22 protein-coding genes are annotated in these 25,740 nt (G+C 66.5%); 17 read left to right on the top strand and 5 right to left on the bottom strand.

Going from position 1 to position 25,740, the window contains the following annotated elements:
- Window positions 1-28 precede the first annotated feature (28 nt).
- The gene (locus tag BVH73_RS13255; protein ID WP_079419381.1) at window positions 29-1,546 is read left to right on the top strand and encodes an AMP nucleosidase; all 1,518 of its coding nucleotides are present in this window, start codon (window positions 29-31) and stop codon (window positions 1,544-1,546) included.
- Between the two features lie 9 nt (window positions 1,547-1,555).
- On the opposite strand, the gene purM is transcribed toward BVH73_RS13255, so the two are convergent.
- Complete coding sequence (gene purM / locus BVH73_RS13250; RefSeq protein ID WP_079420653.1) at window positions 1,556-2,599, bottom strand: phosphoribosylformylglycinamidine cyclo-ligase; 1,044 nt, start codon at window positions 2,597-2,599, stop codon at window positions 1,556-1,558.
- Window positions 2,600-2,802: 203 nt separating this feature from the next.
- Between purM and BVH73_RS13245 the strand changes: the two genes are divergently transcribed.
- The 5 genes from BVH73_RS13245 to folK are packed head-to-tail and all read left to right on the top strand — an operon-like array spanning window position 2,803 to window position 7,298.
- Window positions 2,803-3,861, top strand: a complete 1,059-nt coding sequence (locus BVH73_RS13245) for an AI-2E family transporter (RefSeq protein ID WP_079420651.1) — start codon at window positions 2,803-2,805, stop codon at window positions 3,859-3,861.
- A gap of 3 nt (window positions 3,862-3,864) precedes the next feature.
- Entirely contained in the window at window positions 3,865-4,653 is a 789-nt protein-coding gene (hda, locus tag BVH73_RS13240; protein WP_079419379.1) for a DnaA regulatory inactivator Hda, read from the top strand.
- 27 nt (window positions 4,654-4,680) lie between these two features.
- The gene (locus tag BVH73_RS13235; protein ID WP_079419377.1) at window positions 4,681-5,352 is read left to right on the top strand and encodes a histidinol-phosphatase; all 672 of its coding nucleotides are present in this window, start codon (window positions 4,681-4,683) and stop codon (window positions 5,350-5,352) included.
- Window positions 5,349-6,785, top strand: coding sequence for a polynucleotide adenylyltransferase PcnB (pcnB, locus tag BVH73_RS13230; RefSeq protein ID WP_079419375.1), 1,437 nt, complete (start codon window positions 5,349-5,351; stop codon window positions 6,783-6,785). Before BVH73_RS13235 ends, pcnB begins: the two co-directional genes overlap by 4 nt.
- 6 nt (window positions 6,786-6,791) lie before the next feature.
- Window positions 6,792-7,298, top strand: a complete 507-nt coding sequence (folK, locus tag BVH73_RS13225) for a 2-amino-4-hydroxy-6-hydroxymethyldihydropteridine diphosphokinase (protein ID WP_079419373.1) — start codon at window positions 6,792-6,794, stop codon at window positions 7,296-7,298.
- A gap of 42 nt (window positions 7,299-7,340) precedes the next feature.
- On the opposite strand, the gene BVH73_RS13220 is transcribed toward folK, so the two are convergent.
- Together BVH73_RS13220 and BVH73_RS13215 are read right to left on the bottom strand one after the other, a co-directional pair.
- On the bottom strand, window positions 7,341-7,763 hold the full coding sequence (locus tag BVH73_RS13220; RefSeq protein WP_245800347.1) for a TM2 domain-containing protein: 423 nt from the start codon (window positions 7,761-7,763) through the stop codon (window positions 7,341-7,343).
- 6 nt (window positions 7,764-7,769) lie between these two features.
- Complete coding sequence (locus BVH73_RS13215; protein WP_079419371.1) at window positions 7,770-8,297, bottom strand: GNAT family N-acetyltransferase; 528 nt, start codon at window positions 8,295-8,297, stop codon at window positions 7,770-7,772.
- Window positions 8,298-8,577: 280 nt separating this feature from the next.
- Between BVH73_RS13215 and rpsP the strand changes: the two genes are divergently transcribed.
- From rpsP to BVH73_RS13185, 6 genes are all read left to right on the top strand, one after another.
- Complete coding sequence (gene rpsP, locus BVH73_RS13210; RefSeq protein ID WP_079419369.1) at window positions 8,578-8,838, top strand: 30S ribosomal protein S16; 261 nt, start codon at window positions 8,578-8,580, stop codon at window positions 8,836-8,838.
- Window positions 8,839-8,931: 93 nt separating this feature from the next.
- Window positions 8,932-9,477, top strand: a complete 546-nt coding sequence (rimM, locus tag BVH73_RS13205; RefSeq protein WP_245800346.1) for a ribosome maturation factor RimM — start codon at window positions 8,932-8,934, stop codon at window positions 9,475-9,477.
- 9 nt (window positions 9,478-9,486) lie between these two features.
- Window positions 9,487-10,254, top strand: coding sequence for a tRNA (guanosine(37)-N1)-methyltransferase TrmD (gene trmD, locus BVH73_RS13200; RefSeq protein ID WP_079419367.1), 768 nt, complete (start codon window positions 9,487-9,489; stop codon window positions 10,252-10,254).
- Between the two features lie 106 nt (window positions 10,255-10,360).
- Window positions 10,361-10,765 carry a 50S ribosomal protein L19 gene (gene rplS, locus BVH73_RS13195; protein WP_079419365.1) on the top strand — a complete coding sequence of 135 codons (405 nt, stop codon included), beginning with the start codon at window positions 10,361-10,363 and terminating at the stop codon, window positions 10,763-10,765.
- Window positions 10,766-10,856: 91 nt separating this feature from the next.
- Complete coding sequence (locus BVH73_RS13190; RefSeq protein ID WP_079420645.1) at window positions 10,857-11,567, top strand: NUDIX hydrolase; 711 nt, start codon at window positions 10,857-10,859, stop codon at window positions 11,565-11,567.
- Between the two features lie 9 nt (window positions 11,568-11,576).
- Entirely contained in the window at window positions 11,577-12,542 is a 966-nt protein-coding gene (locus BVH73_RS13185; RefSeq protein ID WP_079419364.1) for a CobD/CbiB family protein, read from the top strand.
- 158 nt (window positions 12,543-12,700) lie between these two features.
- Here BVH73_RS13185 and htpG read toward each other — a convergent pair whose 3' ends face one another.
- On the bottom strand, window positions 12,701-14,665 hold the full coding sequence (gene htpG / locus BVH73_RS13180) for a molecular chaperone HtpG (RefSeq protein ID WP_079420643.1): 1,965 nt from the start codon (window positions 14,663-14,665) through the stop codon (window positions 12,701-12,703).
- Window positions 14,666-14,761: 96 nt separating this feature from the next.
- Window positions 14,762-15,616, bottom strand: coding sequence for a TatD family hydrolase (locus tag BVH73_RS13175; RefSeq protein ID WP_079419363.1), 855 nt, complete (start codon window positions 15,614-15,616; stop codon window positions 14,762-14,764).
- Window positions 15,617-15,800: 184 nt separating this feature from the next.
- Here BVH73_RS13175 and BVH73_RS13170 point away from each other — a divergent pair, with 184 nt between their 5' ends.
- The 5 genes from BVH73_RS13170 to BVH73_RS13150 are packed head-to-tail and all read left to right on the top strand — an operon-like array spanning window position 15,801 to window position 25,734.
- Window positions 15,801-18,692: a bifunctional glycoside hydrolase/polysaccharide deacetylase family protein gene (locus BVH73_RS13170; RefSeq protein WP_079419361.1), complete on the top strand. Its 2,892-nt coding sequence runs from the start codon at window positions 15,801-15,803 to the stop codon at window positions 18,690-18,692.
- A gap of 16 nt (window positions 18,693-18,708) precedes the next feature.
- Entirely contained in the window at window positions 18,709-22,467 is a 3,759-nt protein-coding gene (locus tag BVH73_RS13165) for a tetratricopeptide repeat protein (protein WP_079419359.1), read from the top strand.
- A 37-nt stretch (window positions 22,468-22,504) separates the two neighbouring features.
- Window positions 22,505-23,077, top strand: a complete 573-nt coding sequence (locus tag BVH73_RS13160) for a penicillin-binding protein activator LpoB (RefSeq protein WP_154048496.1) — start codon at window positions 22,505-22,507, stop codon at window positions 23,075-23,077.
- Between the two features lie 21 nt (window positions 23,078-23,098).
- The gene (locus BVH73_RS13155) at window positions 23,099-24,592 is read left to right on the top strand and encodes a hypothetical protein (RefSeq protein WP_079419357.1); all 1,494 of its coding nucleotides are present in this window, start codon (window positions 23,099-23,101) and stop codon (window positions 24,590-24,592) included.
- Window positions 24,589-25,734, top strand: coding sequence for a HEAT repeat domain-containing protein (locus BVH73_RS13150; RefSeq protein WP_079419355.1), 1,146 nt, complete (start codon window positions 24,589-24,591; stop codon window positions 25,732-25,734). Before BVH73_RS13155 ends, BVH73_RS13150 begins: the two co-directional genes overlap by 4 nt.
- The last annotated feature ends 6 nt before the right edge of the window (window positions 25,735-25,740 follow it).

Below are 25,740 nucleotides of genomic sequence, written 5' to 3'. Positions count from 1 at the left end.
GGCGCATCGTTCCATCCCAATCCGCATCATGTCCCACCGTCCTCAAGCCCTGCATTGCCCCGCCCCAGTCGCCGACGCCATCTTCAGCGATCCGCAAGCCGCGCTGGACCAGGTCCAGGCCATCTATGCCGCCGCCATCGCCCACCTGCGCGACAAGCTGGCCGAGTTCATCGCGGGAACCTTGCCGTCCGGGCGGGTGCGCGCCTGCTATCCCGTGGTACGGGTGAGGATAGCCAGCGTGGTGCGCCCCGACTCCCGGCTTGCCTACGGCTTCGTCGCCGCGCCCGGCGTTTACGAGACCTCGCTCACCCGGCCTGAGCTGTTTGCCGACTACATCCGGGCCCAGTTCCAGTTGCTGCTCGACAACCATGGGGTTGCGCTGGAAATCGGCGTGGGCGAACAGCCGATTCCGCTGCATTTCAGCTTCGCTGGCCAGGCCCACGTCGAGGGTCATCTCAGCCTGGAACAGCGCCAACAGTTGCGCGACATCTTCGACCTGCCCGATCTGGCCGCGATGGACGACGGCATCGCCAACGGCACGCACGAAACGCCGGACGGGCAACCCATGCCGCTGGCCCTGTTCACCGCGCCGCGCGTCGACTACTCGCTGCACCGCCTGCAGCACTACACCGGCACCGCGCCCGAACATTTCCAGAATTTCGTGCTGTTCACCAACTACCAGTTCTACGTCGACGAGTTCGTCCGCATGGCGCATGCCCTGATGGACCGGGCCCCCGGGACTGCGTCAGACGACGACGTGCCCTACACGGCATTCGTCGAACCCGGCAACCTCATCACCCATCGGGCCACCCCACAGAGCCCCGCATGGACCGAGGGGCATGCCTCCACCCGGCTGCCCCAGATGCCGGCGTATCACCTCATCATGCCGGGCCACGGCGGCATCACCCTGGTCAACATCGGCGTCGGCCCCGCCAATGCGAAGAACATCACCGATCACATCGCCGTGCTGCGCCCCCATGCCTGGATCATGCTCGGCCACTGCGCCGGATTGCGCAATTCACAAAGGCTGGGCGACTATGTGCTGGCGCACGGCTATGTGCGCGAAGACCATGTGCTCGACGAGGAACTGCCGCTGTGGGTGCCCATTCCGCCGCTGGCCGAGGTGCAGCAGGCGCTCGAAGGCGCCGTGGCCGACATCACCCAGTTGCATGGCTACGAACTCAAGCGCGTGCTGCGCACCGGAACGGTGGCCAGCACCGACAACCGCAATTGGGAATTGCTGCCCTACCCCGGGCCGGACCGGCGCTTCAGCCAGAGCCGCGCCATCGCGCTCGACATGGAAAGCGCCACCGTGGCCGCCAACGGTTTTCGCTTCCGCGTGCCCTATGGCACGCTGCTGTGTGTGAGCGACAAGCCGCTACACGGCGAACTCAAGCTGCCGGGCATGGCCGACCAGTTCTATCGCCAGCAAGTCGAGCAGCATCTGCGCATCGGCCTGCGCGCCATCGCGCGGCTGCGTCAACAGACCATGGGACGCCTGCACAGCCGCAAGCTGCGCAGCTTCGACGAAGTGGCGTTTCAGTAAAGCCCGGTTTCAGGCCGTGTAGCGCACCTGATGCGCCTCCGCCTGAGGCCGCGCCTGGATCTCACCGATGATCCAGCCCGTTTCGCCCTCGGCGCGCAGGGTGGCGAGCACGGCCTCGGCCTCGGCCGCGGCCACCACCATCACGAAGCCCACGCCACAGTTGAACGTGCGGCGCATTTCGTCGGCGCTCACACCGCCCTCGCGCTGCAGCCAGGCAAACAGCTCGGTCTGTCCCCAGGTGGACGGATCGAGCACGCATTGCACGCTCTCGGGCAGCACGCGCGGAATGTTCTCGCTCAGACCGCCGCCGGTGATGTGGGCCATGCCCTTGATCGTGTGTTGCGCCAAGGCCTTCAGTACGGGCTTGCAGTAGATGCGCGTAGGCGCCATCACCGCGCTACGGAAGTCCTGTCCATCGAGCGTTGCCGGCAGCTCGTCCGCCCCGCTGCGGGCGATGATCTTGCGCACCAGCGAATAACCGTTGGAATGCGCACCGCTCGACGCCAGGCCGATGACCCGATCGCCCGCAGCGATGCTGCGGCCGTCGATGATGCCGGTTTTCTCGACCGCGCCGACGGCAAAACCCGCCAGGTCATATTCGCCCGCCGGATACATGCCCGGCATTTCCGCGGTTTCGCCGCCGATGAGGGCGCAGCCCGCCTGCTCGCAACCCTTGGCCACACCGCCGATGACCTGGGTAGCGGTCTGCACCGCCAGCTTGCCGCAGGCGAAATAGTCGAGAAAGAACAGCGGCTCGGCACCCTGCACCAGCACGTCGTTGACGCTCATCGCCACCAGATCGATGCCCACCGTGTCGTGCCGATCCCACTCGAACGCGAGCTTGAGCTTGGTGCCCACGCCATCCGTGCCCGACACCAGCACCGGCTCGCGGTAGCGCTTGGGCACTTCGAACAGCGCCCCGAAGCCGCCGATGCCCGCCAGCACGCCGTCCCGCAGCGTGCGCTTGGCCAGGGGCTTGATCGCGTCGACCAACGCGTCTCCAGCATCGATATCCACGCCGGCGTCGCGATAAGTCAGGGGAGTTTTTTGCATGATGGGCAGCAGAGTGAAGAGATGAAAGCGCGAGGACTTCAAATCCTGGCGCAAAGGGCGGGCGGCGCGGGAGGGTGCCGCGGCACCCTCCCGCATAAAATGACAAGGCCGTGATTTTATCGAGTGCGCACCTGCGCCTCCTGCAGCACCCCGACGCTGGCGCCGTTGCGCAAGCCTCTTCCCCCGACGTTCCGATCGCCCTCATGCTCCTGACCCCTCCCGTCAAGAATGCCCTCCTCTGGCTTGGCATCGCCCTTGTCGCGCTGTGGCTGATCTGGCTGCTTGGCAGCATCCTGATGCCCTTTCTCGTGGGACTGACGCTGGCGTATGTGTTGCACCCGCTCGTCGAACGCCTCAAGCGGCGGCGCATTCCGCGGGCACTGGGGGCCGCCGTGGCGCTCATCCTGGCCATCGGCCTGTTCGTCGGCCTGTTTCTGCTGCTCGTTCCGGTGGTCAGCCAGATCGTGCCGCTGATCCGGGAAAAATTTCCCTTGCTGCTCCAGGCCATCATCAACTGGGGCACCCCATTGCTGGCGCGTTTCGACATTCATGTGCAGTTCGACACCGCCAGCGTGCAGCAGACGCTGACGAAGTTTCTGTCGGCCCACGGCGAAGACTGGGCCGCGCTGCTGCTGCGCTCGGCTGGCACCGGCGGGATGGGCCTGTTGGTGCTGCTTGGCAATCTTGCGCTGATTCCGGTCGTGGCCTTCTACCTGCTGCTCGACTGGGAACCGACACTGGCGCGGGTGCGCAGCCTGATTCCGCCCAAACACCGCGACGCCGTCTTGCTTTTTTTCCACGACTGCGACGTCATCCTCGGTCAGTACTTGCGCGGCCAGTTGCTGGTCATGCTGATCCTGGCGTTCTATTACTCCCTCGGCCTGGTGATTGCCGGATTCAGTCTGGCCCTGCCCGTGGGCATCTTCACGGGGCTGGCGGTCTTCGTCCCTTACGTCGGATTCGGACTTGGGCTGTTGCTGGCGTTGATCGCGGGCGCGCTGCAATTCCTGAGCTGGTACGGGGTGATTGCCGTGGCCATCGTCTACGGCATCGGCCAATTGATCGAAAGCCTCTACGTCACACCGAAATTCGTTGGCGAGAGCATCGGTCTGCATCCCCTGCTGGTCATTTTCATTCTGCTTGCCTTTGGCACCCTGTTCGGCTTCTGGGGCATTCTGCTGGCCCTGCCCGCAGGCGCCGTGCTGCTGGTCGTGGCGCGCCGCCTGCTGGCCTGGTACCGCGAGAGCGCGTTGTTCAACTGACCCATGACTTCGACCCAGCGTCCCTCGTCCACTGCGGCACTCCGGCCGGCCGGTCGCCAGCAAATCCTGCCCCTGGACTGGGAGGACGATCGCAGCTTCGAGAACTTCGACATCGGTGGCCAGACCGACAACGCGCTGGCGCTGCAAGCCCTGCAGGATCTGCTGCAACAGCGGCATCACGCCGCGCTCTACCTGTGGGGCGACACCGGCAGTGGCAAAAGCCACCTGCTTTGGGCCGCCTGCCACGCGATGCAAAAGCACGGCCGGTGGGCTCTTCTGCTCACCCCGCAAACGCCGGCCTCCGCCTGGCCCGACGTCAACGACCTCCTGGCCCAGCACCCTGGCGGTTTATTGGCCGTGGACGATGCCCAAACCCTCACCGACTGGCAGCAGGACTGGGTGTTCGGGCTCTACAACGCGGCCCGTTCGGCCGACCTCGCGTTTCTCGCCAGCGGCCATGCGGCCCCTGCGGTGCTGCCGCTGCGCGCCGACCTGCGCACCCGCCTGGGCTGGGGATTGGCGCTGCGCCTGACCGCCCCCGACGACGACGCCCGCGCCCGCGTGCTGCAGCGTCTGGCACACGACCGCGGCTACACCCTCAGCCCCGAACTGCTGCACTACATGCAGACCCACCTGAGCCGCGACCTGTCGCAACTGGCCCGGCTGATGGCCGCGTTTGACCGCTATGCTCTGGCTGCTCAGCGTCCGGCCACCGTGCCTCTGCTCAAATCGCTCCTGGCCGAACAGCCGCAGCTGCTGCGCACTGCGGCGCCCGAATCGGTTCCCGGCTGAGCCTTCCCGACCCCGACCCTCTTTTCCATGCGCAAGCTCGCCCTGTTCGATCTCGACAACACGCTGATTCCTTTCGACTCCGACCATGCCTTCGGGCAATACCTCGCCGAGTTGGGGTGGGTCGACGCGGAGCAGCACCGCCAGCAGAACGAGTCGTTCTACCGCCAGTACAAGGCCGGCACGCTCGACCTTGCCGCCTATCTGCGCTTTGCCCTGCAACCGATCGCCGGCAAGGATCTCGAAACCCTGCACGCCGCCCAAGCCGGTTTCATGCGTGACGTCGTGATGCCGCAGATCCAGCCTGCCGCCCGGCAACTCGTCGGCCGTCACAAAGAGGCCGGCGATCTGTGCTGCATCGTGACCGCAACCAATACCTTCGTCACCCGTCCGATCGCCGATGTCTTCGGCGTCGAACATCTCATCGGGGTCGATCTCGAGCGCGACAGCCAGGGCCGCTACACCGGCAACTGGATCGGTACGCCGTCGTTTCGCGAGGGCAAGATCATTCGCACCGAGCAGTGGCTGGCCGCGCAGGGCCTGGGCTGGAAGGATTTCGATCAGATCTGGTTCTACAGCGACTCCATCAACGATCGCCCCCTGCTCGAGCATGCGACCCACCCCGTGGTCGTGCACCCCGACCCCTTGCTGGCCGCCATCGCGCTGGAAAAAGGCTGGCCCACCCTTCAGTTGTTGACATGATCCGAAAATTCATCAGCCGCCTGTTCACCCCGAACAAGGCCGACGACGCCCCGCAGCGTCGTGGCCAACGCCGCGACCTGCCCAGGGCGCAGCACCAGATCGACGCCAACCGCCTCTCGCAGAACGCACGCAACACCGTGCAGACCCTGCAGCAGGCCGGCTACGAGGCCTACATCGTCGGCGGCGCGGTGCGTGACCTGCTGCTGGGCCTCAAGCCCAAGGACTTCGACGTCGCCACCAACGCCACGCCCGAGCAGGTCAAGCCGCTGTTCAAGCGCGCCTTCATCATCGGCCGACGCTTTCGCATCGTGCACGTCATGTACGGCCGCGACATCATCGAAGTCTCCACCTATCGCGCCTTGCACGATGCGCAGGCCGCCGAGGCCGTGGACGGCAACGAGCGCACCTCGCGCCGCGCCCTGGCCGACAAGACCCTGGCGGTGGACAGCAGCGGCCGCGTGCTGCGCGACAACGTCTGGGGCACGCTGGACGACGATGCCGAGCGCCGCGACTTCACCGTCAACGCGCTGTACTACGACCCGATCCGCGACGTGGTGGTCGACTACCACCAGGGCATGAAAGACCTGAAAGAGCGCCGCCTGCGCATGATCGGCGACCCCGCCGCCCGCTACCGCGAAGACCCGGTGCGAATGCTGCGCATCGCCCGCTTCGCCGCCAAGCTCGGCTTCGGGATCGATCCGGCCACGCTGGAGCCGATCGCGTCCAGCGCCGATCTGCTGGCCAACGTCCCCGCCGCCCGGCTGTTCGACGAGACCATCAAGCTGCTGCAAACCGGCCATGCGGTCGCCTCCCTGCAACAACTCCGGCGCCTGGGCCTGCATCACGGCCTTCTGCCCCTGCTCGACCCGGTGCTTGAAAAGCCCGAAGGCGAGCGTTTCATCATGAATGCCCTGCAAGACACCGATGCCCGCATCGGCCAGGGCAAGACTGCCAGCCCGAGCTTTCTCTTCGCCTGCCTGCTCTGGCACGATGTTGAACAGCGGTGGAACGCGCTGCGTGCCGAAGGCACGGCCCCCCTCATGGCGCTCGACCAGGCGGCCGACGAGGTGCTGGCCGCGCAGGCTGAACGCCTGGCCATCCAGCGCCGCATCGCCACCGACATGCGTGAAATCTGGTCGCTGCAATCGCGCTTCGAACGCCGCACACCGCGCTACGCCCATAGTCTGGTCGAGCATCCGCGATTCCGCGCCGCCTACGACTTCCTCAGCCTGCGCGCCCGCAGCGGCCAGGCCGAACCGGAGTTGGCGCAATGGTGGGAAGCCTTCCAGTTCGCCGATGCCGAAAGCCGCGACGAAATGCTTGCCGCCGCCCCGCAGCCCAGCGCCGCGAGCAAGTCCAAACGACGGCGCCGACGTAAAAAGCCCGCCGACGGCAGCAAGACCGAAGACACGGCCGGCCACGATCCCGAGTGACTGGCGATGGCCTGCGCCGATGACGTCGAAGCCTTCATCGCCCTCGGCGCCAATCTGGGCGATGGCGCGGCCACCTTGCGTGCGGCCGTACAGGCCATCGACGCCTTGCCGCTGACCCGCGTGGTGGCACGCTCCAGCCTTTACCGCACAGCGCCGCAGCACGCCACCGGCCCGGACTACTGGAACGCCGTCGTGCAGGTCCGCACCGCCCAGTCGCCCGAGGCCTTGCTCGACGGCCTGCTCGGCATCGAAGCCCGCATGGGCCGTCAACGCCCCATCGGTGCAGTCAACGCACCGCGCACCCTCGATCTCGACCTGCTGCTCTACGGCAGCCTGCAACGCCAAAGCGAACGGCTGACCCTGCCCCATCCCCGCATGGCTGCGCGTGCATTCGTGTTGGCGCCCCTGGCCGAGATCTGGCCCGAGGGACGCCTCGCAGGTTCATCCGTCGCCGAACTGGCCGAGCGCCGCCTGGCCGAAGGCCAGCGCATCCAGAGGCTGGAACCGCTCTGAGTCAGAAGGTGTGAATGAATCCGGCGTGACCGACAAGCGCGCTCAAGCGCCGCCGAAAAAGCGCTGCAGCACATACGCGAGTCCGCCAGTCAGCGAGCCCACGCTCATGAACAGCGCGAAGATCACGATCAACACCGGCCCCCATCCATTGGCGCTGCGGCGGTCGATGCCCTGATTCCAGCGTGCATCCCAGCGCTCATCGGGCGTCAGCCCAATCACCAGGGTCTGGACGACCACGGCAATGACCACCGCCACGAACACCCCGAGCAGCGCCCAGGTGAGGCCGTCGTCCATGTGCTGAGACACGAAGCGCCAGACCCCCAGCAGCCCGACGATAAAAAGAGGGCCGTGCAACCAGGCCCAGCGGTCTCTCGATCCGTACAGGTAGAAACGATGCCCACCGAAAACGCCGGCCAGCAGGGCCGCCAGGAATTTGCTTTTGAAAGAAGTTTGTGCAGTCATCATCGGCCATCAGGCGGGAACGGTTGCGGCGCCAGCCCCAAGTGCGCGTTGCATGAGCACGACGTCCAGCCAGCGGTCAAATTTCCAGCCGACAGCAGGCATGCTTCCCAGATCGGCGAATCCGCGCGACCGATGCACGCCGATGGAGCCCGCATTCTCGGAATCGCCGATGACGGCGAGCATCTGTCGCGCCCCGCTGCGCGTGCAAGCCTCGATCAAGGCGTCGAGCAGGCGCCCACCCACCCCCTGACCCAATCCATCCGGGGCGACATAAAGGGAATCCTCGACGGTGAAACGATAGGCCTCACGCGCCCGGAACCAGTTGGCGTAGGCATAGCCGACAACCTCCTGGCCGCGCAGCGCGACCAACCAAGGCAGCTTGCGCGACTGCACTTCCCCCCAGCGACGCGCCATCTCGGCCTCGTCAGGCGCCTGGGTTTCGAACGTGCCCGTGCCGTGCAGGACATGGTGGCGGTAAATGGCGGTGATGATGGGCAAATCCAGCGAAGTGGCGGCGCGAATGATGATTTCAGACATGAAGTGCAATAGGGGGAAGGGTCATGTTTATAATGGCGAGTTTATTCGAGCGCTGCAAACGATTTTGAAGGCAGGGCATCCGAAGGACTTATGCCCTGCGGGCCGGATTGCCAAAAAGGTGATCCTGGCATTTGAGGTTTTTGCAGTAGGCGTGCCCCGCGGTGCCTACCCATAAATCCCGTCCCCGGGCCTGTAAGTTTGACCCCAGGCCCTAGGAGCGACGCCCCGACATACTGCCCGCGACCCGTCGCCGGCTCTCATTTTTTGACAAGGAAGCAAAATGGTTGTGATCCGTCTGACCCGTGCCGGCGCCAAGGCACACCCCTTCTACCACATCGTGGCCACCGATTCGCGCAGCCGTCGTGACGGCCGCTACATCGAGCGCCTGGGTTACTACAACCCGGTGGCCCGCGGTGCCGAAGTGCCTTTGCACATCGCGACCGAGCGCCTGAACCACTGGACCAGTGTGGGCGCGCAGGTTTCGCCCACCGTGCAGCGTCTGGTGAAGAGCGCGCAGAAATCCGGCCAGGCTGCTGCCTGACCTAGCCTTCCGATCGATCTCGATCTGAGGGTGCCCGGCGGGTCGGCTGAATAGGCCGTCCCGCCATTTTTTCTGTTGCACGGAACCTCGTTCATGTCCATGAGCATCCCTGACGATCTTTTCCTCGTCGGCCATGTCCTCGATGCCTGGGGCGTGCGGGGCTGGGTGAAGGTTGCCCCCGATGCACCGGAAGCCGCAGCCCTGCTCAAGTCCAAGACCTGGTGGCTGAGCCGCCCGGGCTTCGAAGATGCAGCGCCGTTCACGGTGCGCCTGGCCAGACGCCACGGCAGCGCCCTGGTTGCGCTGTTCGAAGGTTTGGACGACCGCAGTGGCGCCGAGGCGCTGCGCGGCAGGCAGATTTCGGTGCGGCGTGCCGAGTTTCCCCCGCCGGACGACGGCGAGTTTTACTGGGCCGACCTGATCGGCTGCCAGGTTCGCACGCCCGAGGGCGTGGATCTCGGTGGCGTGACGGGGTTGATGGAGAGTGCGGCCCACGCCATTCTTCGCGTGCAAGTTCCCCAGCCCAGTCCTGACGCCAAGCCCCGGGAACGCCTGATTCCCTTTGTCGATGCCTACATTGTCTCGGTCGATCTGCCGACCAAGACCATCGTTGCTTCGTGGGACGCCAGTTTCGACTGACCGACCTCCATGCTGCGCATCGATGTCATCAGCCTGTTTCCCGCGTACTTCGAGCCGCTGAAGCATCACGGCGTCTCGCGGCGCGCCTTCGACTCGGGTCAATTGCGGTTGCAGTGCTGGAATCCGCGCGATTTCACCTCGGACCCGCACCGAACGATCGACGACCGCCCCTACGGCGGCGGCCCTGGCATGGTCATGCTGGCCGAACCGCTGGAGCAGACGCTGGACGCGATCGCAGCCGACCGGCGGCGCGCGGCCCTTCCGCACGCGCCGGTCTGGCTGTTCTCGCCCACGGGCCGGCGCATCGATCAACGTCTGGTCGAAGACCTGGCACGATCCGACGGCGCCACGCTGCTGTGCGCCCGATACGAGGGTGTGGATCAGCGTCTCATCGACCACCGGGTGGACCTGGAGATCAGCCTCGGCGACTTTGTGCTCTCTGGCGGAGAGATTCCCGCCCTCGCGCTGCTCGACGCGGCCTGCCGGTTTCTGCCCGGCGTGCTGGGAAGTGCCGAATCGGCCCAGCAGGACAGCTTCGCCAACGGCCTGCTCGACTGCCCACACTACACGCGCCCGGAGAACCATCGCGGCCGCGCCGTGCCGGAAGCGCTGCTCAGCGGCGATCACGCGCGCATTGCGCAATGGCGCAGGGAGCAGTCTTTGCGTCTCACGCTGCAACGGCGTCCGGATCTGATTGCGCTGTTGCATCAGTCCGGTCAGCTCAGCCAGAAGGATCTGCGCATCCTGTCGGCCTTAGGTTATACTTCTTCGGTTTGATCCTCTGCTGGCCCGTCTCTTGGCGCGAGTGCACTGAAGTGCATCGCCCCTTGTGACAACCAAACCCTTTCCTACACTGGACGGCAAGATCATTGGAGAGCTTCAAATGAATCTGATTGCTACCTTGGAACAGGAAGAAATGGCCCGCGTCAGCGCGGGCAAATCCTTCCCCCAGTTCAACCCAGGCGACACGGTCATCGTGTCCGTCAAGGTGGTTGAAGGCAACCGCAAACGTAACCAGGCCTACGAAGGTGTGGTGATCGCCAAGCGTAATCGTGGACTGAATTCCAGCTTCATCGTGCGCAAGATCTCTGCCGGGGAAGGCGTGGAGCGTACGTTCCAGCTGTATTCGCCGCAGATCGCATCGATCGAGGTCAAGCGCCGCGGTGACGTGCGCCGCGCCAAGCTGTACTACCTGCGTCAGCGCTCGGGCAAGTCGGCGCGCATCAAGGAAAAACTGGTGCTCAAGTCTGCCGCGGCCGCCCAGGCCAGTGCGTCTGCAGAGGCCTGATCCGCACGCTTTCTGGTCATTCCGGCACCGCCGGATCGCCACCGAAGCCGACCTGCCCTGCAAGTCGGCTTTTTTGTTGCCGGCACTCACCGTGTCTTCACACCGCCTTCAGCCCATCGACCCCTATAGCGCCCGACTGATCGGACGCGATGACGCCCTGCCCGCCGTTACCCAGGAGCAGTTGACCCCGGAGCGGCTTCGCCAGCGTTTCGCATCGCAGCCGTCCTGGACTCCGGAACTGTTTGAGGACTCTTTGCGCCTGCATGCCCAGCCGCTCAGGGGCGCAGCGGTGCTCATCGCACTGGTGCAGCGCCGTCAGGGTTTGCAGGTGCTCCTCACTCGCCGCAATCTTCATCTGCATGAGCATGCGGGCCAGATCAGTTTTCCCGGAGGGCGCTGCGATCGCCAGGACCTGCACCCCGCGGCAACGGCCTTGCGGGAAGCTCACGAGGAAATCGGCCTGCGACCTGCCGGCGCGGAAGTCCTGGGCACGCTGCCGCTGTACTGCACCGCTTCGCGCTACGCCGTCACTCCCGTCGTCGCGCTGGTGTCCAGCGCCGAGGGACTGCAACCCCATCCCGACGAAGTGAGTGAACTGTTCGAAGTCCCCCTGGACTTTCTCATGGATCCGCGGCACCACGAACACCGGGAATGGACGATGCAGAGCAACGAGCCGGTCAATCCGATTCCTTTGCGCCGCCGGTTTCTGGTCATGCCCTATGTCGTCGACGACCGCAGCTACGTCATCTGGGGGGCCACGGCCGCCATGTTGCGCAATCTGTACCGACTGCTGATTGCGTAGGATAGACGCATGGCTTTTCTCTCAGTTCTCATCGCGCTGCTTGTGGAGCAGCTCAAACCCCTGGGGCGCGGCAGTGCCGTGTATCGGCTGCGCCAGACCCTGGCCGATCTCGCCTCTCGCAACTTCGACGCGGGACAATCGCGACATGGCGTGGCCGCCTGGTTCATCGCCGTGCTGCTGCCCGCCCTGGTGACACTGGCCATTTACCTGCTCGCGCTGCACTACAGCCTTCTGCTGGCCCTGGCGTGGAATATTGCCGTGCTGTATTTCACACTGGGCTTTCGTCAGTTCAGCCACTTTTTCACCGACATCCAGGACGCGCTCAATCATCAGGATGCCGAGACGGCGCGCAGCCTGCTGCGCCAGTGGAAAGCCCTCGACACCGTGGACATGAGTCCGAGCGACGTCACCCAACAAACCATCGAACATGCCCTGGTGTCGGTGCAGCGCTACGTCCTCGGGGTGTTCTTCTGGTTCATTCTTCCCATCGGTCCGGCGGGCGCGGTGCTCTATCGCCTGAGCGACTATGTCGCCGGCAAGTGGAACAGCGCCGACAGCGAAGCGAGCCCCGCGCTGCGCGTGTTTGCGCAGAAGACCTTTGACCTGCTCGACTGGGTACCTTCCCGCCTGACGGCCATCGGCTACGCCATCGTCGGCAATTTCGAGGACGCCATCGACATCTGGCGCGGGTTCTCGCAACTCTGGCCCAACCGCAATACCGGTGTCATGCTGGCATCGGCGGCGGGCGCCGTGGGCATCTGTCTGGGTGCGACCGCCGGCGCGCCACCGACCGCCCCCACCGAGCCGGGCTGGACGCAGGAAGGTGAAGGCCAGCCGCCCGGCCATTCCGCGGCAATGCCCGGCGCCATTCCTCAACCGGCGCATCTGCGCAATGTGGTGGGCCTGGTGTGGCGCTCGGTGCTGCTGTGGATGCTGCTGCTCGCCATGCTCAGCGTCGTCAGCTGGGTGAGTTGAACCCAGATTGTTCAATGGGACGCGGGATAAGGCGCGGTGGTTTGAGGATGGATTGCCCCCCGCGCAACGCGCCGCCTATTGGACAATCTGAGTTGAAGGCCAGCGTTGAAAACAAGCCCCGTGCCTGAAGCCAGGCCGCAGGCACGGGCGTTCCAGGCTCAACCGGCCAGCAGGGCATTGACCCGGCGTACATAGGCCGCCGGATCATCGAGCTGACCGCCTTCGGCCAGCAGCGCCTGATCGAACACCACCTGCGCCAGATCGTCGGTGTGGGCCGCATCGGCCACCACGCGCTTGATCAGACCATGCCCGGGGTTGAGTTCGAGCACCGGTTTGGCGGCGGGCATTTCATCGCGTCCGGCCTGCTTGAGCAGCCGTGCCAGGTGCGCGCTCATGCCGTCGTCCGCGGCGACCAGACAGGCCGGGGAGTCGACCAGGCGTTCGGAGATCCGAACGTCCTGCACGCGCTCGCCCAGCGCCGCCTTGAAGCGCTCGATCAGCGCCTGATGGTCTTCGGACTTCGCCTTCTCGTCCTTGGCCTCGCCGGCCTCGTCATCGGCGCCTTTGACGTCACCGAGGTCGACCGCCCCCCGCGCCACCGATTGCAGCGGCTTGCCGTCGAACTCATTGAGGAAGCCCAGCATCCACTCGTCCACCCGGTCGGTCAACAACAGCACTTCGATGCCCTTCTTGCGAAAAATCTCGAGCTGGGGGCTGGAGCGGGCGATCTTCGGCGTCTCGGCCGTGATGTAGTAAATGGCCTTCTGCCCCTCTTTCATGCGGCTCACATAGTCGGCCAGTGTCACGCTCTGCGCGTCGTCCAGCGCATGGGTGGAGGCCGCGCGCAGCAGCCTCGCCAGCCGTTCGCGATTGGCGAAATCTTCGCCAAAACCCTCCTTCAGGACGGGTCCGAACTCTGTCCAGAAGGCGGCATACTTGTCGCGTTCGCCCGCGTCGTCGCTGCCCGCCATGTCTTCCAGCAGCGACAGCACCCGCTTGACCGAACCCTCGCGGATGGCGCGCACATCGCGGCTTTCCTGCAGCATCTCGCGCGACACATTGAGCGGCAGATCGGCGCTGTCGATCACCCCGCGCACGAAGCGCAGATAGCTGGGCATCAGGCTTTGCGCGTCATCGGTGATGAAGACCCGCTTCACGTAAAGCTTGACGCCGGCCTTCTGCTGTCTGTCCCACAGATCCATCGGAGCCTTGGCGGGAAGGTAAAGCAGTTGGGTGTATTCGCTGCGTCCCTCGACGCGGTTGTGCGTCCAGCGCAAGGGCGGGTTGCTGTCGCCGCTGAGCTGCTTGTAGAACTCGAGGTACTGCGCCTCGGTGATGTCGGATTTGCTGCGGGTCCACAGCGCCGCGGCGCTGTTGATCTGTTCCCATTCGTCGGTGGCAACGTATTTGCTCTGTTCGGCGTCCCAGTGCTCCTTGCGCATCTCGATGGGCAGGGAGATATGGTCGGAGTATTTGCCGATGAGGTCCTTGAGCGTCCAGACGCGCAGATATTTCTCGATCTTGTCCTCGTGCGGCGTGTCGTCGGCATCGGCGCGCAAATGAAGAATCACATCGGTACCGCGCCCTGCGCGCGACATCGTCTCCACGGTGAATTCGCCCGTGCCGTCCGACACCCAGCGCACGCCCTCGCCTTCGGCCATGCCCGCCTTGCGGGATTCGACGGTGATGCGATCGGCCACCATGAAGCCGGAATAGAAGCCCACGCCGAACTGGCCGATGAGGGCAGCGTCGGGCTTTTGCTTGTCGCCCAGCTTCTGCATGAACTCGCGCGTGCCCGATTTGGCAATCGTGCCCAGGTGCTCGACGGCATCGTCCAGGCTCAGGCCGATGCCGTTGTCGCTGATGGTGAGCGTGCGCTGCTCGGGATCGACGGCGATGCGGATGCGCAATTGGGCATCGCCTTCCATCAGCGCGGCGTCGTCGATGGCCTGAAAGCGCAGCTTGTCGCACGCGTCCGAGGCGTTGGAGATCAGCTCGCGCAGAAAAATGTCGCGGTTGGAATAGAGCGAATGGGTGACCAGATGCAGCAGTTGGCGGACTTCGGCCTGGAAGGCGTGGGTGTGCGTGCTGGTGGAGGATGCGTTGCTTGGTTCAGTGCTCATGGTGCGTACGGGAAACGAAGGAAAAAAACCTGCGCAGACAGATACGGCCGGAAGGTCGAAAATCAAGGGCAAGGCGGAACAAGCCCAAGCGGTCGATCATCTCGCCTGCGACAAAAAGCCTGCCGCCCAGGCCTGCGACAGCCGCGGCAGGACGCGAAAGGCATTGGCGGTGGTCTGGCTGGCGGTCCTGCTCAGCGACCAGCCGCGCAACTCGGCCAAAGTCTGGGCAATGCGCGGCAGATGCTCGGGCGCATTGGGCGTGAGCGGCGCACCGGTCTGCGTCTGCCGCGGGCGATAGAGCCACACGGGCGGAATGTCGGGCGCATCGGTTTCGAGCACCGGCACGGTCTCGGGAACATCGGCGGCCAGTCTGCGGATGTTGAGCGCCCGCTCGAAGGTCATGGCGCCTCCGAACCCCAGGGCGAACCCCAGGTCGATGAAGCCCTGCGCCTGTTGCGCGCTGCCGTTGAAGGCGTGGGCGATGCCCGCAGGCCGCCCTGATCCAAAACCGGCGCGGCGCAGTCCGGCCAGCAAGGCGTCCTGCGACTTGCGCACATGCAGGATGACGGGCAGATCGAAAGCCCGCGCGATGCGCAACTGCGCCGCGTAGAACCGCTGCTGTCGCTCGCGGTCCAGACCCGGAACAAAAAAATCCAGCCCGATTTCGCCAATGCCGACGAACCGCGGATCGGCCAGCGCCTGCGCCACCGCCGCATGCAGGGCCTGCAAATCCTCATCCTGCGCCTGCTCGACGTAGAGTGGATGAATGCCCAGCGCGTAGGCCCAGCCGCAGCGGTGCGCAAGTTGCTGAACCGTTTCGAAATGGCGGCGCTCGACCGCCGGAATCACCCCGCCGGCCACCCCCACCCGCCGCGCCCGCGCCACCACCTCGATGGCCTGCCCCTCAAATTCGACCGCGTCGAGATGGGCGTGGGTATCGATCCACGCCATGGCGGAACCCTCTCGCTCAGTCATTGAGACGTCCTCCCTGATGAGCTCGTGTGCAAAAAATCACAAATCCCTTCCCACGCCGCCGCAATTTCAGGCACGGCCACTCGAAAAACGAAGAAAATCGGACACCTGCATCCGATTGATCACAACATTCCTGCGGTCTGATCTTCCCCTGAAACCGACCATGCAACGCCGCCATTTTCTTCAGTCCTTCGCGCAAAGCCGCCTCCTGGCCAACACCCTGGGGCGCCGAGGCCTTCTGGGGCTGGGTTTGCTGAGTGCCGGTGTGGGCAAGGCGCTGGCCCAGACCTGTACCTGCGGGCAATGTCCCGATTGTCTCGGCGGCGATCCGCAAGCCGCCGATCAGCCTGCCGTCGCTTTTTACTACGGCGCGCGCATTCCGGTGGACGACCTGCGCGCCTTCGACTGGGTGGTGCTCGAACCCGCGCACGCCCTGGCGCAAGATCCCCGCATCGTCGCCACCCTCGGTCCCGACACCCTCGCGCTGGCCTATGTGTCGGTGGGCGAAGTCACCCCGGATCGGCCCTATTTCGCCGACGTGCCCAAGGCCTGGCTGCCCGCATCGAACGCGGCCTGGGGCTCACGGGTGGTCGATCAGACCGCGGCGGGCTGGCCCCGATTCCTGCGCGAGCGCATCGTCAAGCCGCTGTGGGACGCCGGCTTCCGCGCCTTTTTCCTCGACACCCTCGATTCCTATCAGCTGCTGGCCAAGACGCCTGCCGAGCAGGCGCGGCAGGCCCAGGCCCTGGCGGAAACGCTGCGTGGTCTGATCGCCGCGTTTCCGGGCATCCGTCTGATGCTCAACCGCGGCTTCGAGCTGGTCGACGCGACGCTGGCGCCGAACGTCCTCGCGGTGGCGGCCGAATCGGTCTACCGCGGCTGGAACCAGGGCGAAAACGCTTATGTCGAGGTGTCGGCCTCTGACCGCGAATGGCTGCTGGCGCGCTTTGCCGACATGCGCGGCAAGTTCAAGCTGCCGGGCATCGCCATCGATTACTGTGCGCCGCAAGACCGCGCGCTCGCGCGCCAGACGGCGCAGAACATCGCGGCACAGGGCCTCATCCCCTGGGTGGCCGACCCCACGCTGGAAAGCCTGGGCGTGGGCACGGTGGAACTGGTGCCGCGCCGTGTGCTGCTGCTGCATTCCTGCAAGGAGGGCGACAGCCCGGAACTGCAGGCGCAGAGCGCCCACATCTATGGCGCCATGCCGCTGGAGTACCTCGGCCTGGTGCCCGAGTACCGCTATATCGGCGCGCCCGCCGTGAGCGAACCTCTGGCCGGACGCTATGCGGCGCTCGTGCTGTATCCCGACCAGTCCGAGGTGCCCGCCGACATTCGCACTCTGCTCAAGCGCGCGGTCGCCGAACAAGTGCCGGTGGTCGTCATGGGCTCGGCAGATGCCGACGTCCTGCCCGAACTCGGCGTCACCACGGTGGGCCAGTCCGCCCTGCCCGGCCCGATCCGCGTGCAGCGCGGGCCGGGCTCGCCCAACGGCGAAGTCATTCCGCTGATCAATCCGCTGGACACCGTGCCCATCGATGCCGGGACGGGCGCGCACCCCTGGCTCACGGCCACCGGTGCCGACGGCCGCGCCATGGTCGGCGCCGCCATCACCCCCTGGGGCGGCTATGCGTTGGGCGCGTTCGGCGTGTTCAATCTGCCGGGCAATACCGGCACGCGCTGGTCGATCGAGCCCATTGCCTTCTTCCGCGCCGCGCTGCGCCTGGGCCATGACCCCATGCCCGACGTCACGACCCGGACCGGGCGCCGCGTCTTCTTCGTGCACTTCGACGGCGACGGCTGGCCGAACGCCAGCGATCAGCCCGGCTCGCCACTGGCCTGCCAAGTGCTGATCACCGAGTTTCTCGAAAAGTACAAGGTGCCCACGCTGGCCTCGGTCATCATCGGCGAGATCAGCCATGAGGGCCTCTACCCCAAGACGGCCGATCTCTCGCAGAAATGGGCCCGGCGCATGTACGCCCTGCCCTGGATCGAAGTCGGCAGTCATACCTGGTCGCACCCCTTCAACTGGGTGGAGGCCAGCCGCACGCACAGCCTGGGCAAGCCCAGCAAGGACTATCCCTACGGCTACTACCTGCCCCTGCCCAACTACACCTTCAGCACGGCGAGCAACATCACCGGCGCGGCCGATTACATCGACCAGAAGCTCGCGCCGCCCGGCAAGAAATGCAATATGGTGCTCTGGCCCGGCGACTGCAATCCGCCCGATGAAGCCGTGGCCATGGCCTACGAGAACGGCCTGGGCAATATCAACGGCGGCGGCGCGCCCATCACCAAGTCTCAGCCCACCCTCTCGAACATCTGGCCCATGGGCATTCCCAAGGGCAAGTATTTCCAGGTATATGCCGCGCAGTCGAACGAGGAAGATTTCACGCACAACTGGAAAGGCCCCTACTTCGGCTTCGAGCGCGTGATCGAGAGCTATCAGCTCACCGATCTTCCGCGCCGCATCAAGCCGATCGACCTCTACTTCCACCCGTACATCGTGACCAAGGCAGCCGGTGCCAAGAGCCTGCATACGGTGTACCAATGGGTGCTCAAACAGCCGACGCACGCCATCTTCGGCCACCAGTATTTCCGCAGCGTCAACGACTGGCGCCAGGCCACCGTCGCGCGACGCCTGGCCGGCGGCTGGCGGCTGCGCGCCGGGCCGGAGATGCGGCAGTGGACCCAGCCCCAGGCAGCCAGCCTTCCGGCGCTGGCGAATTGCCAGAACATCGCCGGCTGGAACGAACATGGGCAGCAACGCTACGTTCATGCGACGGCGCAGCAGGCCATTCTGCAGGCATCGCCCGCGGGCCAGCCAGCGCCACGGCTGATCGAGGCCAATGCCGACATCACGCGCTGGATCGTGCAGAAAGACGCCAGCGTGCAGATCAGTCTGCGCGGTCACCTGCCGGTCGAGGCCGACTTCGCGCTGCCGCCCGGCTGGGGCGTGCAGGCGGCTCAAGGCGCGAGCGTCGAAAAGACGTCCTCGGGCGTGCGCATCAGTAGCCCCGGCACCACAACGGATCTCGCCCTGAAGCGGGCCTGACCGACAATCACGCTCGATGCTGGAAAAACCCCGCCCCGCCCGACGCGATCCGCTGCACATCTCTCCCGATGATCCGCAGCGCAGCCGCCTCTTTCCGCGCGGGACCCTGCTGGGGCTCGGATTGCTGTGTGCCGGGACTCTGGCGCTGGTCTACCCCGGCCAGCGTCTGATGCAATTGCTCGGCAGCAGTGCCGACGACGGGCTGGCCATCGACTATCTGCGCCATCTGATCGATCTCCGCGGCGGCGACATCGACTACCGCCTCATGCTGGCCCAGCGCTACGTGCACATCGGCAAGACGCAGCTAGCGCTCGACACCTTGCGTTCGGTGCAAACCCCGCAGGCCGACGCCCTGCGGCTGCAGATCTGGAAGACCCGCTGGTTCGATGCCCGTGCCCAGGGCCAGGACACCCAGGCGGCGAAGGCTCGCGAGGAACTCATCGGCCTGCTGCAGCATGCGCGGCCAGCCCATTTCAACGATTGGCGCGATACCCTGGTGCTGCTGCAAGGCTTGGACAGACCCCAGGACGTGCAGCGCCTGGCGGGCGAAGTCCGCCGCTTCCTGCCCTTGCCCCCCGTTGCGGCGCAGCAGGCGGCGCAGCTGCTCGTGGGCGTACATGCCGAGGCGCTCGCCGCGCAGGTCTTGTTCGACTCGGCCAAGGGGCGGGTGACCGAGGCCGAACGCCAGCATCTGATCGAGGCGGCATCCCGCGCCCTGCTCGCCTCGGGCGATCCCCGCCTGGCCTACCGGCAGACCGCGGCCGCCCTGGGCAAGGGCCCGGTGCAACCCGCCATGGCCTGGTATATGGTGCGCCTGGCGCTGGGGGCCAACCAGCCCACCGAGGCCGATCTCTGGTTGCGGCAGGCCGCAGCACTCGATCAGCCCGCCGCCAAGCTGGGCCAGGCCCTGACCCCGGAGCAGCGCGAGCTGGCCTGGCAAGTGCTTCTGTCCAATGGTCATCTACGGGAAGCCGTGCATCTCGCCGACGCCGCGCTCGCGGCCCAGCCCGGCAACCGCGCCTGGGCCCAGCGTCGCGCCCAGGTGCTGGAATGGAGCGGCCAGCCCGACGCAGCCATGCAGCAGTGGATCGCCCTGCTGCGCGCCCAGTTCACGCAGCACGCCCTCGACGAGCTGCGGCGCCTCGCCCTGGCGCTGCATTCCAGCAGTGGCCTGGATGCCTACTGGGCCCAGCGCGCCGCGCACACCACCCTCACGGCCGACGAGTGGCTGCAATACGCTCAGGCGCTGGAAATCCGCGGTCATCCGCAGCAAGCCGTAGACATCCTGCGCAAAGCCGCGGTCAAGGAGCCCAAGGTGCTCACGCCGCTGGCCTGGCTGCTGGGCAATATGGGCGAGGTCGAGGCTTCGCTGGCGACTTATGCCGAAGCGCTCAAGCGCGGCTCGCTCGACCTGCGCGGCAGCATCGACTACGCCATCGCCCTGCTCCAAAGCGGCCAGTTCGAGCAGGCGCGCCAGGTGCTCGAAGCCACCCAGCACCTGCCGGGCGATGCGACCTGCATCGACGCCCCCACCACCGCCCGCCCCACCGAGGGCACCCCCACCGCCTTCGTGCCGCCGTGCAGCGATCACGAATTGCGCACCGCCCACCAGGGGCTGCTGGGCGACATCGCCTGGGACATGGGTGAGCCCGCCAGCGCCCGCGCCGCTTACGGCAGCATCTGGCAGACGCCCGCGCTGCGCGACAGCATCAAGCCCTACCAGCTGCAACGCTTCATCATCCTCACGCAGCAATCCGAGGGTGATGCCGCGGCGCTGCGTCTGCTGCCGCAAGCCTGGGCCAAGGCGCCCTCGCAGGCCCTGGCCCTGCTGTGGCTGCAATCGCTGGTGCGCCAGCCCAGCGCGCAAGGCATCGAGGCGTGGCAGCGCGTGGTGCTCGACAGCGAAGCGGGCGCGCCCCTGCGCCAGCAGCCCGAGATGTACGCCGCCCGTGCCCAGGTCTGGCGGGCGCTGGGCCGTACCGACCTGGCGCTGGCCGATCTGCGCCAGGCGCTGCGCCTGGCGCCCGGCAACACCGACAACCAGATCGCCCTGCTCTGGATGTTGATCGACGCGAACCAACTCGGCGCCCTGCGGGAAGACAGCGCCCGCTACAGCCGCAGCCTGCAGAGCCTGCCCGACGGCCTCGACGTGCTCTCCGCCGCGGCGCAGTCCCTGGGCGACACCCGCGCCGCCGTGCGCTACAGCCAGCGCATCTATCCGCGCAAAAAGCACGATGCGCTCTGGCTGCTCAACTACGGCGACCTGCTCGATCAGGCTGGCGAGAACCGGCTCGCGCAGGCTGCGTACAACCAGTCGTGGGCGCTGCTGCAGGCCAAGGCACGCCAGCCCGGCGCCAGCCCGGACGGCAAGACCAGCGATCAGGCGCTGGGCGAACTGCTCGCCCGCCTGCGCCTGAGTCACGCCCGTACCGATGGCGCGGGCCAGCAGGTGCTGCTCAACCAGTTGCGCGACAAGCTGCGCGGCGGCGCACTCTCGGCCCAGCAGACCCTGCAGGCCAACGCCGCCATAGCCGACTGGCTGCTGCGCCTGGACACGAGTTCGGCTGCGCGCTGGTGGCTGGCGCGGCGCGTGCTCACCCCCGCCGCCCGTCAGTCCATCGAGCTGCAAATGGCGCTGCGCGCAGGCGACCGCGAGACCACCCGCCGCCTGCTCGACGAAGGCGCCGCGCGCCATCTGCTGCCCCAGGACAGGCCGGAAGCCGAGCGCGTGGCCGGCCGCCCCATGAAAGCCTTGGCCGAAGCCGAGCAGGTACTCGAAAACGCCGCCGAACGCGGCCAGGACAACCCAGCGCTGCAATCCCTCGCCCGCCAGACCGCCGAGCAGCAACTCGCGCTGGCACACCGCGCCACGTTGAGCCTGGAGCATCGCCAGATCGACAACGTCGTCCGCCAGGGGCCTGTGATGCGGCTGTCGCTGCAACTCGGGCCGCAGTTGCGCCTGCAGGCCCAGGCCAGCCGCCAGTCGATGCACAGCAACGATGCCGCGGCCCTCACCGGCGTGCCCAGCACCTGGAGCGATGCGCAGCTCGGCCTGCAATGGCAGGGCGAACGCACCCAGATCAACGGCGCGCTGACGCACAACACCGCCGTGGGCACGCTGGGCGGCTGGCGGCTTGGCGGCAGCACCCAGCTTCCCGGCCACATCGGCCTGCAGATCGAAGCCGAGCACCACGCCGTGGCCGACGAGTCCGGTCCGCTGCAGATCGCCGGCAGCCGCGACCGGCTGGAGCTGCGCCTGTCGCGCGACTTCGGCCGCGCCTGGGCCAATGTGAGCACCGCCGTCATGTCTTACGACACCCGCCGGGGCGACCCGCTTGGTCACGGCGCGAGCACCCAGTTCGAGCTGGGCTACTGGCTGCGCCGCGGCGAGCCCGACCTCAGCGTCAAGCTGCTGGGCTATTCCAACCGATTCAGCGCCAACGCAGGGCCGCCGCTACCGGCCTACGCGCCGCTGGTGCCGGGCGGTACGGCGCCCGACGCCGCCTTCTTCATCCCCGCGGGCGACGACGTGCTCGGTCTCGGCCTGGGGTTCAATACGGCGCATAGCGACACCTATACCCGCCGCTGGCTGCCGTATGCCGAGGTCGATGTGCTGCAATCACGCCGGTTGGGGCTGACCAACAACCTGAATCTGGGTATCCACGGTCCGGTGTTCGGGCCCGACGAACTGTCCTTCAGTTACCAGCGGCAGCAAAACACCTCGGGCCTGAACCGGCAGTGGCAACTGCAGTACCGTTTGTGGTTCGGTCGATGACCGCGTTCTTATCACCATGATGAAGCAGGAGAGTTCCATGACCCCATCCTCCCCCACGCGCCGCGCCGCGCTCGGCGTTGCAGGTGCCGCTGCACTGCTGCTCGCCGGCTGCGCCGTGACTGCGCTGCCCGGACAGTCGCTCACCGTCCCTGCGGACGCGAGGTTCGCCGTACTGCCCCTGAGCAATGCCACCGACGTTCCGCTGGTCGAGCGCAGGGCGCAGGCCATCACCGTCTCGTTGTTGCAGCAAAAAGGGCTGCGCGAGGTGGTGGTCTATCCGCAGAAGGCGGGCGACAACCCTCTTGAGGCCGAGCCCGCCGTGACCTCCGCACAGACCTTGGCCTGGGCCAGGCAGCAAGGCGCCCGCTACGCGCTGTCGGGCACGGTCACCGAGTGGCGCTACAAGACAGGGGTCGACAGCGAGCCCGCCGTGGGCATCACCCTGCAAGTCGCCGACGTGTCCAGCGGACAGGTGATCTGGAGCGCCAGCGGCGGCCGCTCCGGCTGGGGCTATCAGGCGCTGGCCGCCGTCGGACAATCGCAGATCGAATCGTTGCTGCGCGGCATCCGCGTGAGCGCACCGACCGCCGGCGTCGCGGCCAAGCCCTGAATCGGACGCGCGAATCACCGCATGAAACTCGACAACCTCTCCACCCGAGTCACCCGCCGCATGCGCGGCGAGGCGACGCGCTGGCGCTGGCAATGGCTGCGCTACTGGCGACCGAACACCCAGTCGGGCCGCTTGATGGCGATGGTCGAAAGCGTGGTGCTGCCCGTGCTCGTGCTTTGGCTGGGCTGGAAACTGCGGCCCGGCGACCCGTTGAGCGCCCATGCCGGTTTCCCCTGGGCCTGGTTCGGCCCCTGGCTGATCGCGGTGCGCTACGGGGCCGGCTACGGGCTGTTCGGCGTGGCCTTCTACGCGGCCTTCTGGAAGTTCGCCCCCTTGCTGTTCGGTACGGTTCCCGTCGAGTCCTTTCCCGCCGAGTTCTTTCTCGGCGGCATGCTGATGACCCTGATCCTGGGCGAATTCGGCGCCGCCTTCCGCAACCGGCAGGTGCTGCACCGTGAAGTCACCAAAGACCTCACCGCGAGGCTGGAGCGCACCAAGCGCCGACTGTTCGTCATCAAAGAGGCTCTCTCGACGCTGGAGCAAGAACTCACCGACCGCCCCATGACGCTGCGCGACGCCCTGCTCGACCTGCGCCGCACCTTCACGTTCCAGGGCAATCGCCCGGCCTTGCCCGCGCCGGATGCCCTCCCCGGCCTGCCCGCACCGCGCCCGTTGCCCGATCCGCGCGCCTTTCTGCAACTGCTCAGCCAGTCGTGCCGACTGGTCGAAGCCGGCATCTTCGTGCGCGACATCAGCCCGCAGGGGCTGCAATGGCGGCTTGCCGCGTCCCTGGGCCAGACCCTGCCCGCCCTCGACCCCGCCGAGGTGCTCATCAACCGCATTCTGGAGACGCACCAGTCCGTCCACATTGCCCAGGCCAGTCTGGGCGGGACCGATGGCCATCCCTGGGTGTTCGCCGCGCCGCTGCGGCTCGACGAATACGACGAGGTCGATGCCGTGCTGGCCGTGCACACCATGCCTTTCATGTCGTTCGAGGAAAACAATCTGCAGCGCCTGCAGGTGCTGTGCGCCTCCTACCTCGATTTCAGCCAGCTCGAACTCAGCGTCGAGGACGTGCGCTCGGCCTGGGTCCAGGCGCCCATCAGCCTGCAGCAGGAGTGGGCCCAGCTCAGCGAGCTTGGTCAGAACTTCAAGCTGCACAGTTATTGCGCCGTGTGGAGCGGCCAGGGCCGGGTCAGCGACGACGTGCTGGCCGAATTCGCCGGCCTGCAGCCGGTGGAAAGCTCGACCTGGACGCTCAAAGGCCGAGGCGGCAAGCCCGCCCTGGTCGTACTGCTCCCCCTGTTGAGCTCGGCCGGTCTGGCGAACTATCGCCGCGACATGGTGACCCTGCTGGGGCAGATTCTCGGCCGCAGCAATCAGCGACCCGATCAGGCCTTCGACCTGGACTTTCTCGAAGTCGCGGGTGCCGCCGGCTTTCTGGAGCTGCGCCGTCTGCTCGCCAACGCGACCCCAGACAAATCCGCCGCACAGCGCACCGCCGAACGTCCATGAATCCGCTGTTCTACAAGCTCGGCTCCGTCATCGTTCTGCTCGAATCGATGGCCGCCTGGCTGCTGGTCAGCCGCGACGACGTGCATCTGCTGTTGTTCTGGCTGGTGCATGGCGCAGCGGCCATCCTGGTCGGCCTGCTGCTGTGGACCCTGCTGCCTGCCGACCTTCGCAAACCACGGCGGCTGTCACTCACCCTCCTGACCCTGCTGGCCTTTTTCTTTCCCGTCTTGGGCGTCTTCGGCCTGCTGATCGCCGCACGCCTGGCGCAATGGCTGCCCATGCGCCACAAGGCCACCGACCACCTGCGCGAGGCGCCCACACTGCAGGTTTTTCCGGTCTCGCATATCGACGACGATCAGCGCCGCGACCTGCCCGCGGGCCAGACCGCCCGCATCGCCCGCGACCAGAGCCAGCCCCAGTCGCAGCGCATCCGCGCCGTGCTCGCGCTGCGCGAGATGTCGCCCCGCATGACGCTGCCGGTGCTGCGCAAGCTGCTGTCCGATCCCGACGAAGAGATCCGTCTGCTGGCCTATGGCATCAGCAACACCTGGGAGCAGCGGCTCACCGACAGCCTGCAGGACGCGCTGCGCGAAGTCGAAACCGTGCGTCACACCACCGCGAGCGGTCCGGCGCTCGCCCGTGCCGCGCAGCGCGTGGCCGAGTTGCAGATGGAATTCATCTATCAGGGTCTGGCGCAGGGCGATCTGCGCGACTTCGCTCTGGAGCAGGCGCTGCACTACTGCCGCATCGCCCGGCAGGCGCTGCCCCAGGATACGGGCCTGCAGATGATGTTTCTCCGACTGTCGCTGGCCGCCGGAAAGACGCAGGACGCACGCGAGGTGCTGCAAAACCTCATGGCCGAAGGCGCCAGCCCCACGCTGTGGCGGCCCTACGCCGCCGAGCTGGAATGGACCCTGCGGCAATTCGACCGCATCGGCGAAGCCCTTGAACCCCTGGGCACGCGACAGGTTGCGCCCAGGCTGCGCCCGGTGGTCCGCGTCTGGCAGACCCCGCTGCAAGATCGCAAAGAGCCGGTGATCTCCGACGCCCCGTCGGTGCAGCGCCCAGGCGATGCTGCTCGGACTGCCGAGACTCCCGCGCCCGCTCCGCTGAGCGACACCGACCGCCTGCTGCTGAGCTGAACCTCC

The organism is Thiomonas intermedia (genome assembly GCF_002028405.1).
In the GTDB taxonomy this organism is placed as follows: Bacteria; Pseudomonadota; Gammaproteobacteria; order Burkholderiales; family Burkholderiaceae_C; genus Thiomonas; species Thiomonas intermedia.
Note: the sequence above shows the minus strand (reverse complement) of the source record. Positions and strands in the feature narration are given on the sequence as shown.

What these genes read in the sequence shown, in the direction of transcription:
- BVH73_RS13255 (WP_079419381.1), top strand. Translation starts at nt 29, where the DNA reads ATGTCCCACCGTCCTCAAGCCCTGCATTGCCCCGCCCCAGTCGCCGAC.
- purM (WP_079420653.1), bottom strand. Translation starts at nt 2,599, where the DNA reads ATGCAAAAAACTCCCCTGACTTATCGCGACGCCGGCGTGGATATCGAT.
- BVH73_RS13245 (WP_079420651.1), top strand. Translation starts at nt 2,803, where the DNA reads ATGCTCCTGACCCCTCCCGTCAAGAATGCCCTCCTCTGGCTTGGCATC.
- hda (WP_079419379.1), top strand. Translation starts at nt 3,865, where the DNA reads ATGACTTCGACCCAGCGTCCCTCGTCCACTGCGGCACTCCGGCCGGCC.
- BVH73_RS13235 (WP_079419377.1), top strand. Translation starts at nt 4,681, where the DNA reads ATGCGCAAGCTCGCCCTGTTCGATCTCGACAACACGCTGATTCCTTTC.
- pcnB (WP_079419375.1), top strand. Translation starts at nt 5,349, where the DNA reads ATGATCCGAAAATTCATCAGCCGCCTGTTCACCCCGAACAAGGCCGAC.
- folK (WP_079419373.1), top strand. Translation starts at nt 6,792, where the DNA reads ATGGCCTGCGCCGATGACGTCGAAGCCTTCATCGCCCTCGGCGCCAAT.
- BVH73_RS13220 (WP_245800347.1), bottom strand. Translation starts at nt 7,763, where the DNA reads ATGATGACTGCACAAACTTCTTTCAAAAGCAAATTCCTGGCGGCCCTG.
- BVH73_RS13215 (WP_079419371.1), bottom strand. Translation starts at nt 8,297, where the DNA reads ATGTCTGAAATCATCATTCGCGCCGCCACTTCGCTGGATTTGCCCATC.
- rpsP (WP_079419369.1), top strand. Translation starts at nt 8,578, where the DNA reads ATGGTTGTGATCCGTCTGACCCGTGCCGGCGCCAAGGCACACCCCTTC.
- rimM (WP_245800346.1), top strand. Translation starts at nt 8,932, where the DNA reads ATGTCCATGAGCATCCCTGACGATCTTTTCCTCGTCGGCCATGTCCTC.
- trmD (WP_079419367.1), top strand. Translation starts at nt 9,487, where the DNA reads ATGCTGCGCATCGATGTCATCAGCCTGTTTCCCGCGTACTTCGAGCCG.
- rplS (WP_079419365.1), top strand. Translation starts at nt 10,361, where the DNA reads ATGAATCTGATTGCTACCTTGGAACAGGAAGAAATGGCCCGCGTCAGC.
- BVH73_RS13185 (WP_079419364.1), top strand. Translation starts at nt 11,577, where the DNA reads ATGGCTTTTCTCTCAGTTCTCATCGCGCTGCTTGTGGAGCAGCTCAAA.
- htpG (WP_079420643.1), bottom strand. Translation starts at nt 14,665, where the DNA reads ATGAGCACTGAACCAAGCAACGCATCCTCCACCAGCACGCACACCCAC.
- BVH73_RS13175 (WP_079419363.1), bottom strand. Translation starts at nt 15,616, where the DNA reads ATGGCGTGGATCGATACCCACGCCCATCTCGACGCGGTCGAATTTGAG.
- BVH73_RS13170 (WP_079419361.1), top strand. Translation starts at nt 15,801, where the DNA reads ATGCAACGCCGCCATTTTCTTCAGTCCTTCGCGCAAAGCCGCCTCCTG.
- BVH73_RS13165 (WP_079419359.1), top strand. Translation starts at nt 18,709, where the DNA reads ATGCTGGAAAAACCCCGCCCCGCCCGACGCGATCCGCTGCACATCTCT.
- BVH73_RS13160 (WP_154048496.1), top strand. Translation starts at nt 22,505, where the DNA reads ATGACCCCATCCTCCCCCACGCGCCGCGCCGCGCTCGGCGTTGCAGGT.
- BVH73_RS13155 (WP_079419357.1), top strand. Translation starts at nt 23,099, where the DNA reads ATGAAACTCGACAACCTCTCCACCCGAGTCACCCGCCGCATGCGCGGC.
- BVH73_RS13150 (WP_079419355.1), top strand. Translation starts at nt 24,589, where the DNA reads ATGAATCCGCTGTTCTACAAGCTCGGCTCCGTCATCGTTCTGCTCGAA.